The sequence below is a fragment of the Pseudomonas brenneri genome (assembly GCF_007858285.1).
Lineage (GTDB): Bacteria > Pseudomonadota > Gammaproteobacteria > Pseudomonadales > Pseudomonadaceae > Aquipseudomonas > Aquipseudomonas brenneri.
The window spans coordinates 226,091-247,093 of sequence record NZ_VFIL01000010.1 but is presented as its reverse complement, the minus strand read 5'-3'; the positions used below and the strand labels follow the sequence as shown (position 1 = coordinate 247,093).

19 protein-coding genes are annotated in these 21,003 nt (G+C 57.6%); 11 read left to right on the top strand and 8 right to left on the bottom strand.

The features are described from left to right. Positions 1–137 precede the first annotated feature (137 nt). Entirely contained in the window at positions 138–578 is a 441-nt protein-coding gene (locus FJD34_RS22035; RefSeq protein WP_032859150.1) for a GlcG/HbpS family heme-binding protein, read from the top strand. Positions 579–672: 94 nt separating this feature from the next. Here the strand turns inward: FJD34_RS22035 and FJD34_RS22030 are convergent, their stop codons facing one another. After that, positions 673–1,131, bottom strand: coding sequence for an REP-associated tyrosine transposase (locus FJD34_RS22030; RefSeq protein ID WP_065943506.1), 459 nt, complete (start codon positions 1,129–1,131; stop codon positions 673–675). Between the two features lie 211 nt (positions 1,132–1,342). Next, positions 1,343–1,948: a TetR/AcrR family transcriptional regulator gene (locus FJD34_RS22025; protein ID WP_032859153.1), complete on the bottom strand. Its 606-nt coding sequence runs from the start codon at positions 1,946–1,948 to the stop codon at positions 1,343–1,345. 134 nt (positions 1,949–2,082) lie between these two features. On the opposite strand from FJD34_RS22025, the gene FJD34_RS22020 reads away from it, so the two are divergent. Next, entirely contained in the window at positions 2,083–3,003 is a 921-nt protein-coding gene (locus FJD34_RS22020) for a DUF808 domain-containing protein (RefSeq protein ID WP_090290678.1), read from the top strand. A gap of 165 nt (positions 3,004–3,168) precedes the next feature. Here the strand turns inward: FJD34_RS22020 and FJD34_RS22015 are convergent, their stop codons facing one another. The 4 genes from FJD34_RS22015 to FJD34_RS22000 all read right to left on the bottom strand — a co-directional run bounded on the left by FJD34_RS22015 (position 3,169) and on the right by FJD34_RS22000 (position 7,191). After that, a complete protein-coding gene (locus tag FJD34_RS22015; RefSeq protein WP_090290679.1) occupies positions 3,169–4,269 on the bottom strand; it encodes a hypothetical protein in 1,101 nt (366 codons plus the stop codon). A gap of 194 nt (positions 4,270–4,463) precedes the next feature. Continuing rightward, positions 4,464–4,919 (bottom strand): hypothetical protein, encoded by a 456-nt coding sequence (locus FJD34_RS22010; RefSeq protein ID WP_146552273.1) that lies wholly within the window; start codon positions 4,917–4,919, stop codon positions 4,464–4,466. A gap of 192 nt (positions 4,920–5,111) precedes the next feature. Further along, positions 5,112–5,900: an MlaA family lipoprotein gene (locus FJD34_RS22005; RefSeq protein WP_032859157.1), complete on the bottom strand. Its 789-nt coding sequence runs from the start codon at positions 5,898–5,900 to the stop codon at positions 5,112–5,114. Then, positions 5,893–7,191, bottom strand: coding sequence for a serine/threonine protein kinase (locus FJD34_RS22000; protein ID WP_032859159.1), 1,299 nt, complete (start codon positions 7,189–7,191; stop codon positions 5,893–5,895). The genes FJD34_RS22005 and FJD34_RS22000 overlap by 8 nt, the downstream gene beginning before the upstream one ends. Positions 7,192–7,428: 237 nt before the next feature. On the opposite strand from FJD34_RS22000, the gene FJD34_RS21995 reads away from it, so the two are divergent. After that, positions 7,429–7,797: a hypothetical protein gene (locus tag FJD34_RS21995; RefSeq protein WP_090290681.1), complete on the top strand. Its 369-nt coding sequence runs from the start codon at positions 7,429–7,431 to the stop codon at positions 7,795–7,797. Between the two features lie 87 nt (positions 7,798–7,884). On the opposite strand, the gene FJD34_RS21990 is transcribed toward FJD34_RS21995, so the two are convergent. Beyond that, entirely contained in the window at positions 7,885–9,438 is a 1,554-nt protein-coding gene (locus tag FJD34_RS21990; protein WP_090290682.1) for a glycoside hydrolase family 17 protein, read from the bottom strand. 273 nt (positions 9,439–9,711) lie between these two features. Here FJD34_RS21990 and FJD34_RS21980 point away from each other — a divergent pair, with 273 nt between their 5' ends. From FJD34_RS21980 to FJD34_RS21970, 3 genes are all read left to right on the top strand, one after another. Then, a complete protein-coding gene (locus tag FJD34_RS21980) occupies positions 9,712–10,563 on the top strand; it encodes a glycine betaine ABC transporter substrate-binding protein (RefSeq protein WP_090290683.1) in 852 nt (283 codons plus the stop codon). A gap of 241 nt (positions 10,564–10,804) precedes the next feature. Continuing rightward, positions 10,805–11,116 carry a DUF485 domain-containing protein gene (locus tag FJD34_RS21975; RefSeq protein ID WP_032859167.1) on the top strand — a complete coding sequence of 104 codons (312 nt, stop codon included), beginning with the start codon at positions 10,805–10,807 and terminating at the stop codon, positions 11,114–11,116. Continuing rightward, complete coding sequence (locus FJD34_RS21970; RefSeq protein ID WP_032859168.1) at positions 11,113–12,771, top strand: cation acetate symporter; 1,659 nt, start codon at positions 11,113–11,115, stop codon at positions 12,769–12,771. Before FJD34_RS21975 ends, FJD34_RS21970 begins: the two co-directional genes overlap by 4 nt. Positions 12,772–13,013: 242 nt before the next feature. Here the strand turns inward: FJD34_RS21970 and gltA are convergent, their stop codons facing one another. Continuing rightward, positions 13,014–14,303, bottom strand: a complete 1,290-nt coding sequence (gene gltA, locus FJD34_RS21965) for a citrate synthase (protein ID WP_003222994.1) — start codon at positions 14,301–14,303, stop codon at positions 13,014–13,016. Between the two features lie 364 nt (positions 14,304–14,667). Between gltA and sdhC the strand changes: the two genes are divergently transcribed. From sdhC to FJD34_RS21940, 5 genes are all read left to right on the top strand, one after another. After that, positions 14,668–15,042, top strand: a complete 375-nt coding sequence (sdhC, locus tag FJD34_RS21960) for a succinate dehydrogenase, cytochrome b556 subunit (protein ID WP_003172804.1) — start codon at positions 14,668–14,670, stop codon at positions 15,040–15,042. Further along, positions 15,036–15,404 carry a succinate dehydrogenase, hydrophobic membrane anchor protein gene (gene sdhD / locus FJD34_RS21955; protein WP_029292670.1) on the top strand — a complete coding sequence of 123 codons (369 nt, stop codon included), beginning with the start codon at positions 15,036–15,038 and terminating at the stop codon, positions 15,402–15,404. The genes sdhC and sdhD overlap by 7 nt, the downstream gene beginning before the upstream one ends. Positions 15,405–15,407: 3 nt before the next feature. Continuing rightward, entirely contained in the window at positions 15,408–17,180 is a 1,773-nt protein-coding gene (sdhA, locus tag FJD34_RS21950) for a succinate dehydrogenase flavoprotein subunit (protein ID WP_032859173.1), read from the top strand. Positions 17,181–17,191: 11 nt separating this feature from the next. Next, the gene (locus FJD34_RS21945) at positions 17,192–17,896 is read left to right on the top strand and encodes a succinate dehydrogenase iron-sulfur subunit (RefSeq protein ID WP_029292674.1); all 705 of its coding nucleotides are present in this window, start codon (positions 17,192–17,194) and stop codon (positions 17,894–17,896) included. A gap of 260 nt (positions 17,897–18,156) precedes the next feature. After that, positions 18,157–20,988 (top strand): 2-oxoglutarate dehydrogenase E1 component, encoded by a 2,832-nt coding sequence (locus FJD34_RS21940; RefSeq protein WP_032859176.1) that lies wholly within the window; start codon positions 18,157–18,159, stop codon positions 20,986–20,988. The last annotated feature ends 15 nt before the right edge of the window (positions 20,989–21,003 follow it).

Below are 21,003 nucleotides of genomic sequence, written 5' to 3'. Positions count from 1 at the left end.
AGTATTTCGACGTATGGTGCGTATGTTTCGAAAAATTGTATACAAAAAATAAATCTATTGTGATCTATTTGTCGTATCAGGCTTCTGATCAGTCAGAGCCCCCAGGCTTTCTCAATAACAAAATAAGGACGGCACCCATGAGCGCTTTAACCTTGAAAGTCGCAGTCAACCTGGTCAGCCAGGCCATCACCGCAGGCCGCACCATTGCCGCTGCACCGCTGACCATCGCGGTGCTCGACAGCGGCGGGCACCTGATCACCCTGCAACGAGAAGACGGCGCCAGCCTGCTGCGCCCGCAAATTGCCATCGGCAAGGCCTGGGGCGCGATTGCCCTGGGCAAAGGCTCGCGCTTGCTGGCACTGGATGCACAGCAGCGACCGGCGTTTATTGCCGCCTTGAACAGCCTGGGGCAGGGCGGTGTAGTGCCGGCGCCGGGTGGGGTGTTGATTCGCGATCAGGCGGGGTTGGTGCTGGGGGCGATCGGGATCAGTGGGGATACGTCGGATATTGATGAGCAGTGCGCGATCAGTGCGATCGAGGGGGTGGGGTTGTTGGCGGATGCGGGGGTGAGTGCTTGATTTTGTAGTGACTGGGAGGGCCTCTTCGCGAGCAAGCCCGCTCCCACATGGTGGGAGCGGGCTTGCTCGCGAAAGCGGCGACTCGGTCTTGCATCTATACCCAAACCGCATCCCACAGCGGATAGTCGCCAACCCTCTCCACCAATCCCGCCCTCAATGGATTGGCCACCACATACCTGGCCATCTTCACCAGGTCATCTTCCTTGCGCAGCGCGCGATCATGAAAGCTGGTCTGCCAAAGCCGACCCTTGCGGCCAGTGGCGCCGTTGACTGATCGAGTGCTTTTGGATTTGACCTGGCACATCAAGTCACCCAGCGAGCCTTTTTGCAGTTCGATCAGCCAGTGGAAATGGTCGGGCATCACCACCCAGGCCAGGGAGTGCGCCAGCCCTTGATAGTGGGCGAGCCTGAACTGCCAGACCACCAGGCGTCCCAGGTAGAAGTCGCTGAAGATCGGCACGCGTTCGTGGGTGTTGGTGGTGATCAGGTAGGTGCGGTTGGTTTCGTTGAACCGGCCAATGCGTAGGCGGTGTGAGGTGGCTCGATCAGGCATTCCGTTGCCTCTCTTCAGATGGGGTCTTGAGAGGCTAGATCGGGGAGTCTGAGGCTGATGGGCAGGCTTTTGGCGGGATGTGTCTGGGAGGGCGCATTCGCGAGCAAGCCCGCTCCCACATTGGCTTTGCGGTGTTCATACAATCTGTGTCTGGCGCAGATCCAAATGGGGGAGCGGGCTTGCTCGCGAATCTTGGCCACACCACGGTCTATCAGTCCGGCTCACACCCCTTCAACACCAACCGGATAATCGTCTGCGCCGCCGCTTCATAATCGGCCTCATCCAGCTTGGCCTTGCCCGTGACCGCTGAGATCTGCCAGTCAAAATCGGCATAGGTCTGGGTGGCCGCCCAGATGCTGAACATCAGGTGATTGGGGTCAATGGCGGCGATCAGGCCGCGATCTACCCAGCTCTGGATGCATTGGATGTTGTGCTTGGCCTGGGCGTTAAGCTGTTCCACCTGTTCGGGGCTCAGGTGCGGTGCGCCGTGCATGATTTCGCTGGCGAACACTTTTGAGGCAAACGGCAGGTCGCGGGAGATGCTGATTTTCGAGCGGATGTAGCCGCTCAGCACTTGCCTGGGATCGCCATCCGGATTGAAGGGCGTGGAAGCGGCCAGGATCGGCTCGATGATGCTTTCGAGCACCTCGCGGTAGAGGTTGTCCTTGGACTTGAAGTAGTAATAGACATTGGGTTTGGGCAGCCCGGCCTTGGCGGCGATATCACTGGTTTTGGTCGCGGCGAAGCCCTTGTCGGCAAACTCCTCGCTGGCAGCCCGCAGGATCAGTTCTTTGTTGCGCTCGCGAATGGTGCTCATAGACCAGATGATTCCTTGCCAGGACAGGCGGTTGCGCATGGTAGCACCGGCGATCCGCGAGCCTCAAGAATGTGCCCGTGACGCCTTGTACCACGCTATGCTGAGAAATATCCCACATTAAGGACGTCCGATTCATGGCAGGAAGCAGCTTGTTGGTTTTGATTGATGACATTGCGGCCGTTCTCGACGATGTGGCCTTGATGACTAAAATGGCCGCCAAGAAAACCGCCGGGGTGCTGGGGGACGATCTGGCGCTCAATGCCCAGCAAGTCTCTGGCGTGCGCGCCGAGCGGGAAATCCCGGTGGTATGGGCCGTCGCCAAGGGCTCGTTTGTCAATAAACTGATCCTGGTCCCCGCCGCGTTGCTGATCAGCGCCTTTGCACCGTGGGCGGTCACGCCGTTGTTGATGCTGGGCGGTGCCTATCTGTGCTTTGAAGGCTTTGAAAAGCTCGCGCACAAGTTCCTGCACAGCAAGGCGGACGATCAGGCCGAGCATGCCCAGTTGGTCGAAGCGGTGGCCGATCCCGCAACGGACCTGGTGGCGTTTGAGAAAGACAAGATCAAGGGCGCGATCCGCACCGACTTTATCCTCTCGGCAGAAATCATTGCCATCACCCTGGGCACCGTGGCCGATGCACCGTTGATGCAGCAAGTGATCGTGCTGTCGGGCATTGCTCTGGTCATGACCGTGGGGGTCTATGGTTTGGTGGCCGGCATCGTCAAACTCGATGACCTGGGCCTGTGGATGGCGCAAAAGCCTGGCCAACTGGTGCGCGATATTGGCAACGGGCTTCTGCGGGCCGCGCCGTACATGATGAAAAGCCTCTCGGTGATTGGCACCGCAGCGATGTTCATGGTCGGTGGTGGCATCCTGACCCATGGCGTACCGGTGGTGTATCACTGGATTGAGAGCGTGAGCCAGAGTATTGGGGGGATCACCTGGTTGATGCCAACCTTGCTCAATGCCATCGCGGGGGTCATTGCCGGGGCGGTGGTTCTGGCGCTGGTCTCGGTGGTGAGCAAGCTCTGGAGGAGTTTGAAAGCCAAGCCATAGAGAGACAGGCGACGCTTTTTGAGCAACGGCACAGTTTGTGCGGGTGCTCGGCGCTGATAAGGGGTGTTTGAGCACGGTTTCTCGGGCAGTTTCTTTTACAGAGCGATAGTCAGCCACCGTTCTGTCGGTGTTATGGCTTGGGTCTGGCTTTATGTCTGGACCTTGTCACAAAACAGATCTGAATGCCTGGTAACCAATATGAAAAAAACTGGAAAACATATCTGCTTTTGTACGATAGCCTCCGTATCTGGTACCGGGTGTAACATCACCTAGAGGGTTTTCTGAGGTGATATTTATATTTTCTCCTCCTTTCAAGCTTTCAACGTAGTTAAAAGCAGTAATGATGTCATAGAGTGCGTCGGCACGTGATTCCGGGTCGCGGTTGTGTACACTCCAGTCGCCAACTAGATTGTTGAAGGTTAATTCTTTGTTTCTGATCTGAGCATTTTTGCTGAAGAAAAAATCAATTTTCTCAAAGGTTTTTTTGTTGTCATTTATAAGCTCTTCTGCTGTTCTACTATCTCCCCGTGGGCGGCCTGTTGGGTAGGTTGGCGCTTTGAGAACTTGCTGTTCACTTTTGTATATCAGGCTTGAATAGCCTTTTTCGATAAATTCAGAGAGCAAGGCATGTTCTGAGTGTTTTTCAGTACGATTCGAGGGTAGTAAACCAGAAAGAAAACCGTCGTTGTGTTGGCCGAAACGCACAGTGTGTGCATCTGGTGAGTCTATAAAGTTGAACAAACGAGCAGCGTTGTACGCAGCGTTGGCTCGGGACTCCGGGTTTGTGTTGTTCGCTGACCAGTCCCCGGTATGTTTATAAATACCGTTGAGGTAGCTATTCGTTAGAGGCTTCTCTGTGACTTCTTTTTTATAGATGGTTGGTTCGAGGTTCAGGTTTTTTAGGGTGGGGTTGGCATTGATGATGTCTTCTGCCGTTCGGCGATCGCCTTCCGGCCGACCCGTTGCGCCTGTCGGACGCACCGCGCTGTCCGGGCCTCTTAGTGCCGCTGGTAGGTGGACGTTATGGCTGAAGCGCTCGGTATGTAGTGCTTCACTGTTTTGTGTCGATTTGAATGTGTCGGTGTCTATGCTGTTAGTGTGGTCGATGCTTTTTAAAGAGGTTGTGCCGATAGCGGGGGTAAGATTGATATCCATAGTTGGCCTTTTGTTGGTTTTTGTTAGTGGAAATTTGTGCGTGAAGAAAATCAGTATTTTTATATTGTATTGGTCGGCAGGGCTGTGTGGTTCCATGTGTTTCTGATTCATAGTGTTAACTATTGGAGCGTGAGGCCGTGGCTCCCTGGTCTGGTAATAACTATATAGAAAGAAACAAAGTCAACATGCAGGATTTGGATGTTGGTAGCGAACAAACTATGACGTGCCTTGGGAGGGGGTTGGCGAGTAGGCTAATGGCTCTCTATTTGAGAGAGCCTGGCCAAAAAGTGACGCTAATTGGATTGTTACAGCGCGCTGTAGCCTTTTTCACTGAAAGCCTTGAGCTTTTGTGCTTCCGATCCTGCTGAAACACTACCGAACTGGCCGAAGCCTTGTATGTGTTGATCGTTCTGTTGGGCCGGATCCTGGCGCTTGATATCTGCGCGGCCATTTAGGTGGTTGACCACCTCAGCCAGGTTATAGGCAGCATCGGCGCGTGATTCGGGGTTGCGGTTGGCAGGGCTCCAGTCGCCGGTTTGATTCTTGAGTTGATTGAAGAAGTTGTTCGCAAAAGGACCGTTTTGTTTAAGAACATCTTTCAGGATCGGGTTGTCCTTGAAGATTTGTTCTGCGCTGCGAGTATCGCCGGCAGGTCGGCCATGGGCGCCTTTGGGGGCTTGTGGGTTGGACGTAGTTGAAGTCTGGGGCTCGATTGTCACTGAGCTGGGGACGGTAGGGGGGGTGATACCAGATATCGTCATGTTGAAATTCCACTGGAAAGTTCGAGGTAGGCAGCGCAGTCAGCCTGTTGTTTGTCAGGCGTATCAGCGCGCGTGCCAGGATGTACGTGGCAAACATGTACGAAAGGGTTCCGAGTGGTACCGAAAGTGACTCCTGCGCGCATTAAAAAAGGCCATCGAGGTGTTCGATGGCCTTTTTGTTTGTACCGAGTATTACTCTGCTATTTGTAGTTTTCGCGACTCGCTGTACACGTACCGAACTTTTTCATACTCGAACGGCGAGTTCATCTGGCCGTAGCGAAAGCTCGTCTGGTAGCGCTTGTCTACCGCACGCAGGGCCCAGATTTCCGGGTGGTTGGAGCTGACTTCGGCGACGTTGAGGAAGTTGATCTGCGATTCGGCGGTGTAGTCCACCAGCAGGCCGCCGGTGTCGCGCAGGTTTGACGGGCCGAGGATCGGCAGGACCAGGTAGGCTCCACCGGGCACGCCGTAGAAACCCAGGGTCTGGCCGAAATCTTCGCTCTGGCGCGGCAGGCCCATGGCGGTCGCCGGGTCCCACAGGCCGGCGATGCCGAGGGTGGTGTTGACCAGCAGGCGGCCAGTGGTTTCCAGGGAGCGGTGGCCCTTGAGTTGCAGCAAGCTGTTCAGCAGGTTGGGCACATCGCCCAGGTTGTTGAAGAAATTGCTGACGCCCGTACGCAGGAAACTTGGGGTGACGTAGCGATAGCCGTCGACCACCGGCAGGAACACCCATTGGTCGAAGCGATAGTTGAAGTGGTACACCCGACGGTTCCACGACTCCAACGGGTCATAGACGTTGAGGGCGTTGAGGGTCGAGCGCTCGAACTCGCGCTGGTCCAGGCCGGGGTTGAACTTGAGTTTGCTCAAGGGCTCCTTGAAGCCATCCTGATCAACCACGGTCGGCGCGTGAGCCTTGCTGTTGTCCGCGTTGGCAACGCCTGCACAGAGTAAGGCCGCAAGAAGCAGGAGATGTTTAGCCACGGAAGAACTCCAGCATGGCGTCGGCGTTGACGCGGTAATTGAGGTTGCCGCAGTGGCCGCCCAGTGGGTAGACGGTCAAGCGATCGCCGAACGTCTTGCGCAAGAAGCCCAGGTCGCCAGGGCCGAGGATCACGTCGTCGGCGTTGTGCATTACGGCGATTTTCGGGCTGTCGCGCAGATAGTCCTCAAGGGCATACAGGCTGACCTGATCGACCAGTTGCAGCAGGCTGCCGCCGTCGGAGCGGGCGCGCCACATCGGGATCACTTGTTCGGTGAGGTAGCAGTCGAAATCACACTGCAGGGCACGCTTGAGGAATGGTGTGAGGCTGGTGCTTTCGGTGATCGGGTACTTGGGCGGGATGATCAGGCCGCGACGGTTGATCAGGTCCGAAGTGAAGGCGATATCGGCCGCCGAGAAGCGGAACGAGGTGCCGATCAGCATCGCCATCTGCTCGTTGGTCAGGTGCTCCTTGGAGTTCTGGAAGTCGTAGAGCAGGGCGTCGTTAAGGTCGATATAGCCCTTTTCCTGGAAGTAGCGAGTCAGTTTGGCCAGTACCAACTCATAGAAAGTCGTGCTGTTGTTGATGCCCTTGACCTCGGTCTGCACCAGCTTGTCGAGGTTGGTGATGGAGGTGTAGAGGTTGACCGGCGGGTTGAGCAGCAACACTTTCTTGAAGTTGAAGCTGCGGCGGGTCTCGTCCAGCTTGCTGACGAATGCCGCGTCCAGCGCACCCAGGCTGTAGCCGGTGAGGTAGAAATCGGTGACCGGCAGCGTGGCATTTTGTGCGCGTACGGCCTGCATTACGCGGTACATGTCCTCGGCGTCTTCCTGGGTGATGCCGGGGGTGGCAAAGCGCGAGGCGGCGCTGATGAAGTCAAAGCTGGTGGGCGACGACAATTGGACGACGTGGTAACCCGCCTTGTAGTACAGCTTTTTCAGGTATTCGTTGAGGGTGCTGTCATAGCGCGCACCGGTACCGGCGATCAGGAAAATCAGCGGCGCGGCGCGGTCTTGCTTGGCAATGCGGTAGGTGAGTTTTTTCACCGGCCAGAAGTTGTCGGGCAGGCTGAATTCACGCTCCGGGCGCATGGTCAGGCTGTAGTCGGATTGGTTGATGTCATCGATGGATGGCAAATCCGGCCGCAGATCCGGTGGCGTGGTGGCGATGGTCGCCTCGAACGGGTTGGTCAAAGGGTAGCCATAGCTGGCCGGGTCGACATCGACCGCCAGTGCTGACGCACTCAGAAAAAGGCCACCCAACAGGGCAGCACAGCGCAAGGAACGGAGCATGACTAAATCCCTAAGAGGAAAACGTGCTGAATGAAGTTCGCAGGCTATGACCACCGCGTTATCGCCGAAGTGCCAACCATCTGCACTAAATATCGGAAAAAAACGTAGGAATCGAGGTAATAGTAGCCAGACGATACACTTTGGCACGCTTTGATGAATAGTTATCTGCGTGCAGCCCTTGCCAATGGCCCCGGGGAGATTAAGCTGGGCGCCGTTTTCGCCTATCGGAGTGCCCTTATGTCCCCTCGTTTGCCGCTGATCCTGCTGCTGTTGGCCGTGCCGTTATGGCTGGCCGCCAGTTATGGCGCCCGTTATGGGTTCATGGAAGATGGGCAGTGGGTGGGCATCTGCGCTGACGACGCCAGCCGTTGGGAATGCCAGTTGCGCGCCAATCTGGGGTTGATGATTCACTTTCGGGTGTTGGGTTGGGCCGCGCTGGTCACGTCGGTGCTGGCGTTTTTTGTGCCAGGTCGTGCCGGATGGGGCTTGGCGGTGCTGGGGTTGGCGTTCGGGATTCCGGCGTTGGCGTTGTACAACACCAATTTTGCGGTGTTTGCGTTGGTGATTGCCGGGTTGCGGTTGGTCAGGAAATTTCGGGCTGCCTGATAGGGCCAATGGCGAGCAAGCTCGCTCCCACATTTTGATCTGTGAACGCATTCAAATGTGGGAGCGGGCTTGCTCGCGATAGCAATCTCAAGCCTTGCGCACCCGCAGGCAACGCCACAGGGCAACAACCATCAACCCACTGACCAATGCCCAGCCCAACGCTTGCTGGTTCATCAGCCCTTCTTGGTAAAGCTGCGGCGCAATGCCTGCACCGATGATGAAGGCCAGCAAGGCAATTTCCCGGCGTGGCCCGGTAACAGGGCGCAGCAGGTAGACCAGTGCCGGCAGCAGTAGGGCTGCACTGGGGAAGCTGCGGTAGCGCGGGTCGAACACCAGCGCCAGCATCATGACCGCCGCGGCGAATCCGGCAAATGCTATCAGCCAGCCAGCGCGTTGCTCCAGCCAGGCAAAGGCCCGCTCGCGCCAGCCCTGGCGAGCGCTCAAGGCCAGGGCGGCGTGTGCCAGCACCAACAGGTTCAATGCCAGCAGCAGTGCTGCCCAGATCCATTCATCGGTGAAGCGTGCGGTCACCCGGGTCAGTTCGGCCCAACTGCCAATCGAACCGGCGGCCACTGCGCCGAGTAACGGCAGCAGCAGGGCAGAGCGGGTCGTGCGCACACGCCCGCCGAGCACCAGGGTACCCAGCAGGATCAACCCGCCAACGCCCAGCCACACCGGCCAGTACGGCACGTTGGTGACCGGGCCGGCCAGAATGCCCTTGTCCTGGCGATCGGCATCAAACAGTCCCCAGTAGCCGCCAACCGCACCTTCGCTGGCGCGTTTCCATGGCTGGTCAAAGGCTTCGATCAGGTTGTAGTGCCAGCCATTGGCTTCGGCCATGGCGACAAAGCCGCGAATGAACTTCGCTTCGTTGACCCGGCTCGGCACGGCGGTTTCGCGCTGGCGGCCTTCGCTGGGCCAGCCGGTCTCGCCAATCATCACGTCCTTGGGCGCAAAGCGGTTACCGAAGGTCTGGCGGATATCACCGACGTGGCGCAGGGCCTGATCGATGCCCGCTGGGTCATCTTCCCAGTACGGCAGCAGGTGGATGGTCAGGAAATCCACTGCCGGGGCGATCTCCGGGTGTTGCAGCCAGAACTCCCAGACGTCGGCGTAGGTGACCGGCTGCTGGATCTGACTTTTGACCTTCTCGATCAGCTTCACCAACTGCGTGGCGGTGATTTCCTTGCGCAGCAGGGCTTCATTGCCGACGATCACCGACGTGACCACGTCGGGGTTGGCATTGGCCGAGGCGATCAGCAGGTCGACTTCCTTGGCGTTGTCCACCGGGTTGCTGTTGATCCAGGCGCCGATCATCAACTTCAGGCCGTGCTTGCGCGCCAGGTCAGGCAGGGCTTCGAGGCCGGTCATGGAGTAGGTGCGGATGCACTCAAAACGCGTGGCCAGCAGTGCCAGGTCGGCGTCCATGCGCTCGGGGCGCAGTTTGAACGGCTGGTCGAAGGGCGATTGGTCCTTGTCGAATGGCGTGTAGGACGCGCATTGCAGCTTGTGGCTGGCGCTGGCCACATCCGGCAGCACCACCGGCTGGCCAAGGCCGTACCAGTAGCCGCCGAGTGCAAACAGGCCGAGCAGCAAGGCAAATACATAAGGCAGGAAGGGGAAGCGGGCAGTCGCGGTCATGGTCAGGCCGTGTGGGAGCAAAGCTGCGCATCTTACCTGTATTTGCCGGTTTCCAGTGGGGCCGCATAATTTTGACATGCAAAGTTCGGGCGGAATTTTGACGGAATTTCCTACAGTTCGTCCTGCTGGCAACTTGATGTCGTTTCTTGCTTACCCGAGGTCGCAGTCAGAGCAGGTCGCCAGGGGCGGCGGGTTGATGATCGAACAGCACCATAGAACAACAGGTTGACGTCGCTCGGCATCCGTCGGGCGCAGCACTTTCGGGGATGCACTATGAAGATGCGACGACTCTTGGGCGCAGCTGCCACGTTGGTAGTTGCGATGGGTTCCATGCTGGCCAGCGCCGACAGCAAGACCCTGAGCATCGGTTATGTGGACGGTTGGTCGGACAGCGTTGCCACCACCCATGTGGCAGCTGAAGTGATCAAGCAAAAGCTCGGCTATGACGTGAAGCTGCAAGCGGTCGCCACCGGGATCATGTGGCAGGGCGTGGCCACTGGCAAACTCGACGCGATGCTCTCGGCCTGGCTGCCGGTGACTCACGGCGAGTATTGGACCAAGAACAAGGACAAAGTGGTCGACTACGGCCCCAACTTCAAGGATGCGAAGATCGGTTTGATCGTACCGGAGTACGTCAAGGCCAAGTCCATCGAGGACTTGAAGACCGACACCACCTTCAAGAACAAAATCGTTGGCATCGATGCCGGTTCAGGCGTGATGCTCAAGACTGATGAAGCCATCAAGCAATACGGCCTGGACTACAAGCTGCAAGCCAGCTCCGGCGCAGCCATGATCGCCGAATTGACTCGCGCCGAAGACAAACAGGATTCCATCGCGGTAACTGGCTGGGTGCCACATTGGATGTTCGCCAAGTGGAAACTGCGCTTCCTTGATGATCCAAAAGGCATTTATGGTGCTGCCGAGACCGTCAACAGCATCGGCAGCAAGGGCCTGGAAAAGAAAGCCCCGGAAGTCGCGGCGTTCCTGAAGAAATTCCAGTGGGCCTCCAAGGACGAAATCGGCGAAGTCATGCTGGCGATCCAGGAAGGTGCCAAGCCTGATGTGGCGGCCAAGGATTGGGTGGCCAAGCACCCTGAGCGTGTGGCCGAGTGGACTGCCAAATAATCGGATAAACCTGTAGGAGCGAGCTTGCTCGCGAAGAACGCAAAGACGCCGCAATCCTCCAGGGTGTGCGCGTTATCGTTGACGTTTTTCGCGAGCAAGCTCGCTCCTACAATTGTTTCTGGCGCGCCGTAAACCCTCGCTACACGGGTTCTAAGACTAAGGTCGTCTGGAACCTCTCCCGCAGCCGCATACAGTGGATATGTTCCAATAATAAAAAAGCTGTGCTGCGAGGATAAAAACAATGAACGACAGCATTTACCTCTCGATTCAAAACAGCCCGCGCTTCAAGGAGCTGGTCAGTAAAAGGGAAAAGTTCGCCTGGATTCTCTCGGCGATCATGCTTGGGCTGTACTCCGGATTCATCCTGTTGATTGCCTATGGACCACAAGTTCTGGGAGCCAAGATCAGCCCTGAATCGTCCATAACCTGGGGAATCCCGATCGGGATTGGCCTGATTGTCTCGGCCTTTGTGCTCACAGGCATCTATGTGCGACGCGCCAACGGCGAATTCGACGACCTGAACAATGCGATTCTCAAGGAGGCTGCGCAATGATCCGTCGTCTATTGGCTGTATTCGGCGCTTCGCTGTTTGCTCCTGCCGTTTGGGCGGCGGACGCATTGACGGGTGAAGTGCACAAGCAACCGTTGAATGTCGCGGCTATCGTGATGTTTGTCGCCTTCGTCGGCGCTACCTTGTGCATTACCTATTGGGCGTCCAAACGTAACAATTCGGCGGCTGACTACTATGCGGCCGGCGGCAAGATCACCGGTTTCCAGAACGGCCTGGCGATTGCCGGCGACTACATGTCGGCGGCATCTTTCCTGGGGATTTCCGCGCTGGTATTCACCTCTGGCTACGATGGCCTGATCTACTCGATCGGCTTCCTGGTGGGCTGGCCGATCATTCTGTTCCTGATCGCCGAGCGCCTGCGTAACCTGGGCAAGTACACCTTCGCTGACGTGGCGTCCTATCGCCTCGGGCAGACCCAGATCCGCAGCCTGTCGGCCTGTGGTTCGCTGGTGGTGGTGGCGTTCTACCTGATCGCGCAGATGGTTGGCGCGGGCAAGCTGATCCAACTGCTGTTCGGCCTTGATTACCATGTTGCGGTGATCCTGGTGGGTATCCTGATGTGCCTCTATGTGTTGTTCGGCGGCATGCTGGCAACCACGTGGGTACAGATCATCAAGGCCGTGTTGCTGCTGTCCGGTGCTTCGTTCATGGCGCTGATGGTGATGAAGCACGTCAACTTCGACTTCAACATGCTGTTCTCCGAGGCGATCAAGGTTCACCCTAAAGGTGAGGCGATCATGAGCCCCGGCGGCCTGGTGAAAGACCCGATTTCGGCGTTCTCCCTCGGCCTGGCCCTGATGTTCGGTACCGCTGGCCTGCCACACATCCTGATGCGCTTCTTCACCGTGAGTGACGCTAAAGAAGCCCGCAAGAGCGTGCTGTATGCCACAGGCTTCATCGGCTACTTCTATATCCTGACCTTTATCATCGGCTTCGGCGCGATTCTGCTGGTCAGCACCAACCCGGCGTTCAAGGATGCAGCAGGCGCTCTGTTGGGCGGCAACAACATGGCGGCGGTGCACCTGGCCAATGCGGTGGGCGGCAGTATCTTCCTGGGCTTCATCTCGGCCGTGGCGTTTGCCACCATCCTGGCAGTGGTTGCCGGTCTGACCCTGGCGGGTGCTTCGGCGGTGTCCCATGACCTGTATGCCAGCGTGATCAAGAAAGGCAAGGCCAACGAGAAGGATGAGATTCGCGTCTCGAAAATCACCACCATCGCCCTGGCTGTCCTGGCGATTGGCTTGGGTATCCTGTTCGAAAGCCAGAACATTGCGTTCATGGTCGGCCTGGCATTCTCCATCGCGGCCAGCTGTAACTTCCCGGTGCTGCTGCTTTCCATGTACTGGAAAAACCTCACCACCCGTGGCGCAATGATTGGCGGTTGGCTGGGCCTGGTCAGTGCCGTAGGCCTGATGATCCTTGGCCCGACCATCTGGGTCTCGATCCTGCACCATGAAAAGGCGATCTTCCCGTACGAGTACCCGGCGTTGTTCTCGATGATCATTGCGTTCGTCGGTATCTGGTTTTTCTCCATCACCGACAAATCGGCGGCGGCGGTGAAAGAGCGTGCGCTGTACTTCCCGCAGTTTGTGCGTTCACAGACTGGTCTGGGGGCGAGCGGGGCGGTTAATCACTAAGGTTGTCGCTCAATAAGAAATGCCCCGGTCGAAAGGCCGGGGCATTTTTTTGCCTGGGGTTCTGTGTTGCCTGGGCTACTGTTTTCGCGGGCAAGCCCGCTCCCACAGTTGACCGTGTACATCCTTTGAAATGCGGTCGAATGTGTGCGGGCGTGCTCGCGAAAACGGTAGGTCAGGCAGCACAAACAAAAACGGCCTCCACTAAGGGAGGCCGTTCTCAATGCAACTAAGCAGTTGAATGCTTACTTGCGGTCTTCCAGCTTGGTAATGTCACGCGACTCGTAGCCGGTGTACAGCTGGCGCGGGCGGCCAATCTTGTACGGGCTGGAGAGCATTTCTTTCCAGTGGGAGATCCAGCCCACGGTCCGCGCCAGGGCGAAGATCACGGTGAACATGCTGGTTGGAATGCCGATCGCCTTGAGGATGATCCCCGAGTAGAAGTCGACGTTCGGGTACAGGGAGCGTTCGATGAAGTACGGGTCGGTCAGCGCGATCTCTTCCAGGCGCATGGCCAGTTCGAGTTGCGGATCGTTGTTGATGCCCAGTTCCTTCAACACTTCGTCGCAGGTCTGCTTCATTACGGTGGCGCGTGGGTCGCGGTTCTTGTAGACCCGGTGACCGAAGCCCATCAACTTGAACGGATCGTTCTTGTCCTTGGCCTTGGCGATGAACTTGTCGATGTTGGACACATCGCCGATTTCATCGAGCATGGTCAATACGGCTTCGTTCGCACCGCCGTGGGCAGGGCCCCACAGAGCAGCGATACCGGCGGCGATACAGGCGAACGGGTTGGCACCCGAAGAACCTGCCAGGCGTACGGTGGACGTCGAGGCGTTCTGTTCGTGGTCGGCATGGAGGATGAAGATCCGATCCATGGCCTTGGCCAGCACCGGGCTGATCGGTTTGATCTCGCACGGGGTGTTGAACATCATGTGCAGGAAGTTTTCCGCGTACGTCAGGTCGTTGCGCGGGTACATCATGGGCTGGCCCATGGAGTACTTGTAAACCATTGCGGCCAGGGTTGGCATCTTGGCAACCAGGCGGATCGCGGAGATTTCGCGATGCTGCGGGTTATTGATGTCCAGGGAGTCGTGATAGAAGGCCGACAGGGCGCCGACTACGCCGCACATGACGGCCATCGGGTGGGCGTCGCGACGGAAGCCGTTGAAGAAAGTCTTCAACTGCTCGTGAACCATGGTGTGGTTCTTCACGGTGCTGACAAACTGGGCCTTTTGCTCAGCTGTTGGCAATTCGCCATTTAGCAGCAGGTAGCAGGTTTCCAGGTAGTCCGATTTCTCGGCCAGTTGTTCGATCGGGTAGCCGCGATGTAGCAGAATGCCATTATCGCCATCGATATAGGTAATCTTCGACTCGCAAGAGGCGGTCGACATGAAGCCAGGGTCGAAAGTGAAACGGCCCGTGGCCGTCAGGCCCCGTACGTCGATAACATCGGGACCAACGGTGCCGGTTAAAATGGGCAGCTCGACGGGGGCTGCGCCCTCGATGATCAACTGCGCTTTTTTGTCAGCCATGTGGCCTCCTATTTATGCTTCAAATCATCAGACAGACCCCCCACGCAGGGCCTGCACCACTATATTGATATAAATCCAGATGTCAATTTGCCTAAAGTCTTGCCCCAGAAGGCTTTAACCGTACTTTTTCCTCGAAATTGCCTGCCGTTTACGCCTTTTATCCCGTCAGCGCAATCAGCTATTAGGGTGAGGAGCGCGCGTTGTCATTAGTAGCCTAACTGTCTATACTCGGCCACCGACCGCCAAGGGCTTTTGGGCTTGCTTTCATTGGGGGTCGCACTCCCTGGGTGGTGCTTACCTGACCAGTGCACTCCCCAACAACTTTGCCCTGATTGTTAGGGGCTCTTCAGTGTGAAAAAAAGCCGTGAATAGCCAACGACCTGTAAACCTAGACCTAAGGACCATCAAACTCCCCATCACCGGCGTTACGTCGTTCCTGCACCGTGTTTCCGGCATCATCCTGTTCCTGGGCTTGGGCATCATGCTTTATGCATTGAGCAAATCCCTGGGTTCCGAGGAAGGATACGCCGAGGTGAAGGCATGCTTGACCAGCCCGCTGGCCAAGTTCGTAGCATGGGGCCTCCTGTCCGCTCTGCTGTATCACCTGGTAGCCGGTGTGCGCCACTTGATCATGGACATGGGCATCGGTGAGACGCTGGAAGGCGGCCGCCTGGGCTCGAAAATCATCATCGCCATTTCCGTGGTGCTGATCGTTCTGGCAGGAGTTTGGATATGGTAACCAGCGTTACGAACCTTTCGCGTTCGGGCCTCTATGACTGGATGGCGCAGCGTGTGTCTGCGGTCGTTCTCGCGGCTTATTTCATTTTCCTGATCGGGTACCTCGTTGCAAACCCTGGCATTGGCTACGCCCAATGGCATGGTCTGTTCTCCCACAACGGGATGCGTATCTTCAGTCTGCTCGCCCTTGTGGCCCTGGGCGCTCACGCCTGGGTCGGCATGTGGACCATCGCGACCGACTACCTGACGCCGATGGCGCTGGGCAAGTCCGCGACTGCAGTACGTTTCCTTTTCCAGGCAGTATGCGGCGTCGCGATGTTCGCTTACTTCGTCTGGGGTGTGCAGATTCTCTGGGGTATCTGATTCATGGCTAACATTCCAACGATTTCTTTTGACGCCATCATTATTGGTGGCGGCGGCGCCGGCATGCGCGCCGCGCTGCAGCTGGCCCAGGGCGGTCACAAGACGGCCGTGATCACCAAGGTGTTCCCGACCCGTTCCCACACCGTATCGGCCCAGGGTGGCATCACCTGCGCCATCGCATCTGCTGACCCGAACGATGACTGGCGCTGGCACATGTACGATACCGTCAAGGGTTCCGACTACATCGGTGACCAGGACGCTATCGAGTACATGTGTCAGGAAGGCCCGGCCGCGGTGTTCGAACTGGACCACATGGGTCTGCCGTTCTCCCGTACCGAGCAAGGTCGTATCTACCAGCGTCCATTCGGCGGCCAGTCCAAGGACTACGGCAAAGGCGGCCAGGCTGCACGTACCTGCGCAGCATCCGACCGTACCGGTCACGCCCTGCTGCACACCCTTTATCAGGGCAACCTGAAAGCCGGCACCACGTTCCTGAACGAGTACTACGCGGTAGACCTGGTCAAGAACGCGCAAGGCGAGTTCGTCGGTGTGATCGCGATCTGCATCGAAACCGGTGAAACCACCTACATCCGCGCCAAGGCTACCGTTCTGGCGACTGGCGGTGCAGGTCGTATCTACGCGTCGACCACCAACGCCCTGATCAACACCGGCGACGGCGTTGGCATGGCCCTGCGTGCTGGCGTACCGGTGCAAGACATCGAAATGTGGCAGTTCCACCCAACCGGCATCGCCGGCGCCGGTGTACTGGTTACAGAAGGGTGCCGTGGTGAAGGTGGTTACCTGATCAACAAGCACGGCGAGCGTTTCATGGAGCGTTATGCTCCGAACGCCAAGGACCTTGCTGGTCGTGACGTGGTTGCCCGTTCGATGGTTAAAGAAATCATCGCTGGCAACGGTTGCGGTCCGAACGGCGACCACGTGATGCTGAAGCTTGATCACCTGGGTGAGGAAGTGCTGCATAGCCGCCTGCCAGGTATCTGCGAACTGTCCAAGACTTTCGCACACGTTGACCCGGTGGTTGCTCCGGTTCCAGTAGTTCCAACTTGCCACTATATGATGGGCGGCGTGCCGACCAACATTCACGGGCAGGCAATCACCCAGAACGCCGAAGGCGTGGACGAGATCATTCATGGTCTGTTCGCGGTAGGCGAAGTGGCTTGCGTATCGGTTCACGGTGCCAACCGCCTGGGCGGCAACTCGCTGCTCGACCTGGTGGTATTCGGTCGTGCTGCCGGCCTGCACCTGGAAAAAGCCCTGACCGACGGCATCGAATACGATGACGCCACCGACGCCAACATTGAAGCTGCCCTGGCGCGTCTGAACGCGCTGAACGAGCGCACTGATGGCGAAGACGTGGCAACCCTGCGTCGCGAGCTGCAAAACTGCATGCAGAACTACTTCGGTGTATTCCGTACTGGCGAATACATGCAGAAGGGTATTGCCCAGCTGGCTGACCTGCGCAAGCGGATTGCCAACGTCAAGATCAACGATAAGAGCCAGGCGTTCAACACCGCTCGTATCGAAGCCCTTGAGCTGCAAAACCTGCTGGAAGTGGCTGAAGCGACTGCGATTGCCGCCGAGGTTCGTAAAGAATCCCGTGGTGCCCACGCTCGTGAAGACTTTGAAGATCGCGATGACGAAAACTGGTTGTGCCACACCCTGTACTTCCCGGGTGACAAGCGTGTAACCAAGCGTGCCGTGAACTTCTCGCCGAAGACGGTTCCGACGTTTGAACCGAAGATTCGGACTTACTAAGGGTGGCTGCCATGTTGAAAGTCAGTGTTTATCGCTACAACCCTGATCAGGACGCCGCGCCGTTCATGCAGGAATTTGAGGTCGATACCGGTGGTAAAGACCTGATGGTGCTGGATGTGCTGGCCCTGATCAAAGAGCAGGACGAAGGTTTCTCCTATCGTCGCTCTTGCCGTGAAGGTGTCTGTGGTTCCGACGGCATGAACATCAACGGCAAAAACGGCCTGGCTTGCGTCACGCCGCTGTCTGCCGTGGTCAAGAAGGGCAAGCTCGTTGTACGTCCGCTGCCAGGTTTGCCGGTTATCCGTGACCTGGTCGTCGATATGAGCATCTTCTACAAGCAATACGAGAAGGTTAAGCCATTCCTGCAGAACGACACGCCGGCTCCGGCCATCGAGCGTCTGCAGTCCCCGGAAGAGCGCGAGAAGCTCGACGGTCTGTACGAGTGCATCCTGTGCGCTTGCTGCTCGACCTCTTGCCCGTCCTTCTGGTGGAACCCGGACAAGTTCCTGGGTCCAGCTGCACTGCTGCAAGCCTATCGCTTCCTGGCAGACAGCCGTGACACCAAGACGTCCGAGCGTCTGGCTTCACTGGATGACCCGTTCAGCGTATTCCGCTGCCGCGGGATCATGAACTGCGTCAACGTATGTCCTAAAGGCCTGAACCCGACTAAGGCCATTGGTCACATCCGTAACATGCTGCTGCAGAGCGGCGTGTAAGACGTTGTAGCAAAAGCAGGACCGTTGTGCCCGTAAATGCTACGGCGCAGGCTTCAACCGGCGCCGTAGTTTTAACTTGAGCAGCGACTTACAAAGCCGCAGCTCTTATTTTGAAGAAATGAGACAAGCAGGGGCATTCGGGTTGGTACCCGAACTATCAGCGTGATCCTAAGTGGCTTGTTTTGGTCGCTGCACTTGGCCTTTTGCAAGCAAACTCGGTGTTTTCGCCGGTGGTGTCCCCAAATCGAGGGTGACCAAGCATGCAAGAAAGCGTGATGCAGCGCATGTGGAACAGCGGCTATCTTTCAGGTGGTAACGCTGCCTATGTGGAAGAGCTTTATGAGCTCTACCTGCACGACCCTAACGCTGTGCCAGAAGAATGGCGCACCAAATTTCAGACGTTGTCTTCAGACGGCAACGCTGCCACCGATGTATCGCATGCAACAATTCGCGATCAATTTGTGCTGCTGGCAAAGAACCAGCGCCGCGCCCAACCGGTTTCCGCCGGGAGCGTGAGCAGTGAGCACGAGAAGAAGCAAGTTGAAGTATTGCGACTGATCCAGGCCTACCGTATGCGTGGCCACCAGGCAGCCCAGCTTGACCCGCTGGGGCTGTGGCAGCGTCCTGCACCTGCAGACCTGTCGATCAATCACTACGGCTTGACCAATGCCGATCTTGATACGACCTTCCGTGCCGGCGACCTGTTCATCGGCAAAGAGGAAGCGAGCCTACGCGAAATTCACGAAGCGTTGCAGCAGACATATTGCCGCACCATCGGCGCTGAATTCACGCACATCACCGATTCCGAGCAGCGCCACTGGTTCCAGCATCGCCTTGAAGGCGTGCGTGGGCGTCCGGTGCTGTCCGCCGATGTGCGCGGTCACCTGCTTGAGCGCGTAACCGCTGCCGAAGGCCTTGAGAAATACCTGGGCACCAAATACCCGGGCACCAAGCGTTTCGGCCTGGAAGGCGGCGAAAGCCTGATTCCGATGCTCGACGAGTTGATCCAGCGTTCCGGTTCCTACGGCACCAAGGAAATCGTGATCGGCATGGCTCACCGTGGTCGCCTGAACGTGTTGGTCAACACCTTCGGCAAGAACCCGCGCGAGCTGTTCGACGAGTTCGAAGGCAAGAAGAAGGTCGAGCTGGGTTCCGGTGACGTTAAATACCACCAGGGCTTCTCGTCCAACGTGATGACCACCGGCGGTGAAGTTCACCTGGCCATGGCGTTCAACCCATCCCACCTGGAAATCGTTTCTCCAGTGGTCGAGGGTTCGGTACGTGCTCGCCAGGATCGTCGCAACGATTCCACCGGTGAGAAGGTCCTGCCGATTTCCATCCACGGTGACGCGGCATTCGCCGGTCAAGGCGTGGTCCTGGAAACGTTCCAGATGTCGCAGACCCGCGGCTTCAAGACCGGCGGTACGATCCACATCGTCATCAACAACCAGGTGGGCTTCACCATCAGCAACCCGCTGGACGCGCGCTCTACCGAGTACGCGACCGACGTTGCCAAGATGATCCAGGCGCCGATCCTCCATGTGAATGGGGATGATCCGGAAGCCGTGTTGTTCGTGACTCAACTGGCCATTGACTACCGCATGCAGTTCAAGCGTGACGTGGTCATCGACCTGGTCTGCTACCGCCGTCGCGGTCACAACGAAGCGGATGAGCCGAGCGGCACCCAGCCGTTGATGTACCAGCAGATCTCCAAGCAGCGCACTACCCGTGAGCTGTACGCCGAAAGCCTGACCAAGGCCGGCGTGCTGGATGAAGCGCGTGTTCAGGCGAAAATCGATGAATACCGCAACGCGCTGGACAACGGTCTGCATGTAGTAAAAAGCCTGGTCAAAGAACCGAACAAAGAGCTGTTCGTGGACTGGCGTCCATACCTGGGCCACGCCTGGACTGCGCGTCACGACACCTCGTTCGATCTGAAGACCCTGCAGGAACTGTCCGCCAAGCTGCTGGAAATTCCGGATGGCTTCGTGGTGCAGCGCCAGGTTGCGAAGATCTACGAAGACCGTCAGAAGATGCAAGCCGGCGGCCTGCCGATCAACTGGGGTTATGCCGAAACCATGGCATACGCGACCCTGGCGTTCGAAGGTCACCCGATCCGCATGACCGGCCAGGACATTGGCCGTGGTACGTTCTCGCACCGTCACGCGGTATTGCACAACCAGAAAGACGCGGGCACCTACATCCCGCTGCAGCACTTGTACGAAGGCCAGCCACGTTTCGACCTGTACGATTCGTTCCTGTCTGAAGAAGCCGTACTGGCGTTCGAATACGGTTACTCGACCACTACGCCAAACGCGTTGGTGATCTGGGAAGCCCAGTTCGGCGACTTCGCCAACGGTGCCCAGGTGGTTATCGACCAGTTCATCACCAGCGGCGAGCACAAGTGGGGCCGCCTGTGCGGTCTGACCATGTTGCTGCCACACGGTTATGAAGGTCAGGGTCCGGAGCACTCCTCGGCCCGTCTGGAGCGTTACCTGCAATTGTGCGCCGAGCACAACATCCAGGTGTGCGTGCCGACTACCCCGGCCCAGATCTACCACTTGCTGCGTCGCCAGGTGATCCGCCCGCTGCGCAAGCCGCTGGTAGTGTTGACCCCGAAATCGCTGTTGCGTCACAAATTGGCCATCTCGACCCTGGAAGATCTGGCCGATGGTTCGTTCCAGACCGTTATTCCGGAAATCGACACCCTGGACGCGGCCAAGGTCACTCGCCTGATCCTGTGCAGCGGCAAGGTTTACTACGACTTGCTGGAAAAACGTCGTGCCGAAGGCCGCGAAGACATCGCCATCGTGCGTATCGAGCAGCTTTACCCGTTCCCGGAAGATGACCTGATGGAGGCCATTGCGCCTTACACCAACCTCACAAATGTGGTGTGGTGTCAGGAAGAACCGATGAACCAGGGCGCGTGGTACAGCAGCCAGCATCACCTGCGTCGCAGCATCGGCAACCACAACAAGGCCCTGGGCCTGGAGTACGCCGGTCGTGATGCTTCTGCTGCACCTGCTTGTGGTTATGCATCGATGCACGCCGAGCAGCAGGAAAAACTGCTGCAAGATGCTTTCACTGTTTAACGCCTTCGCGCTGAC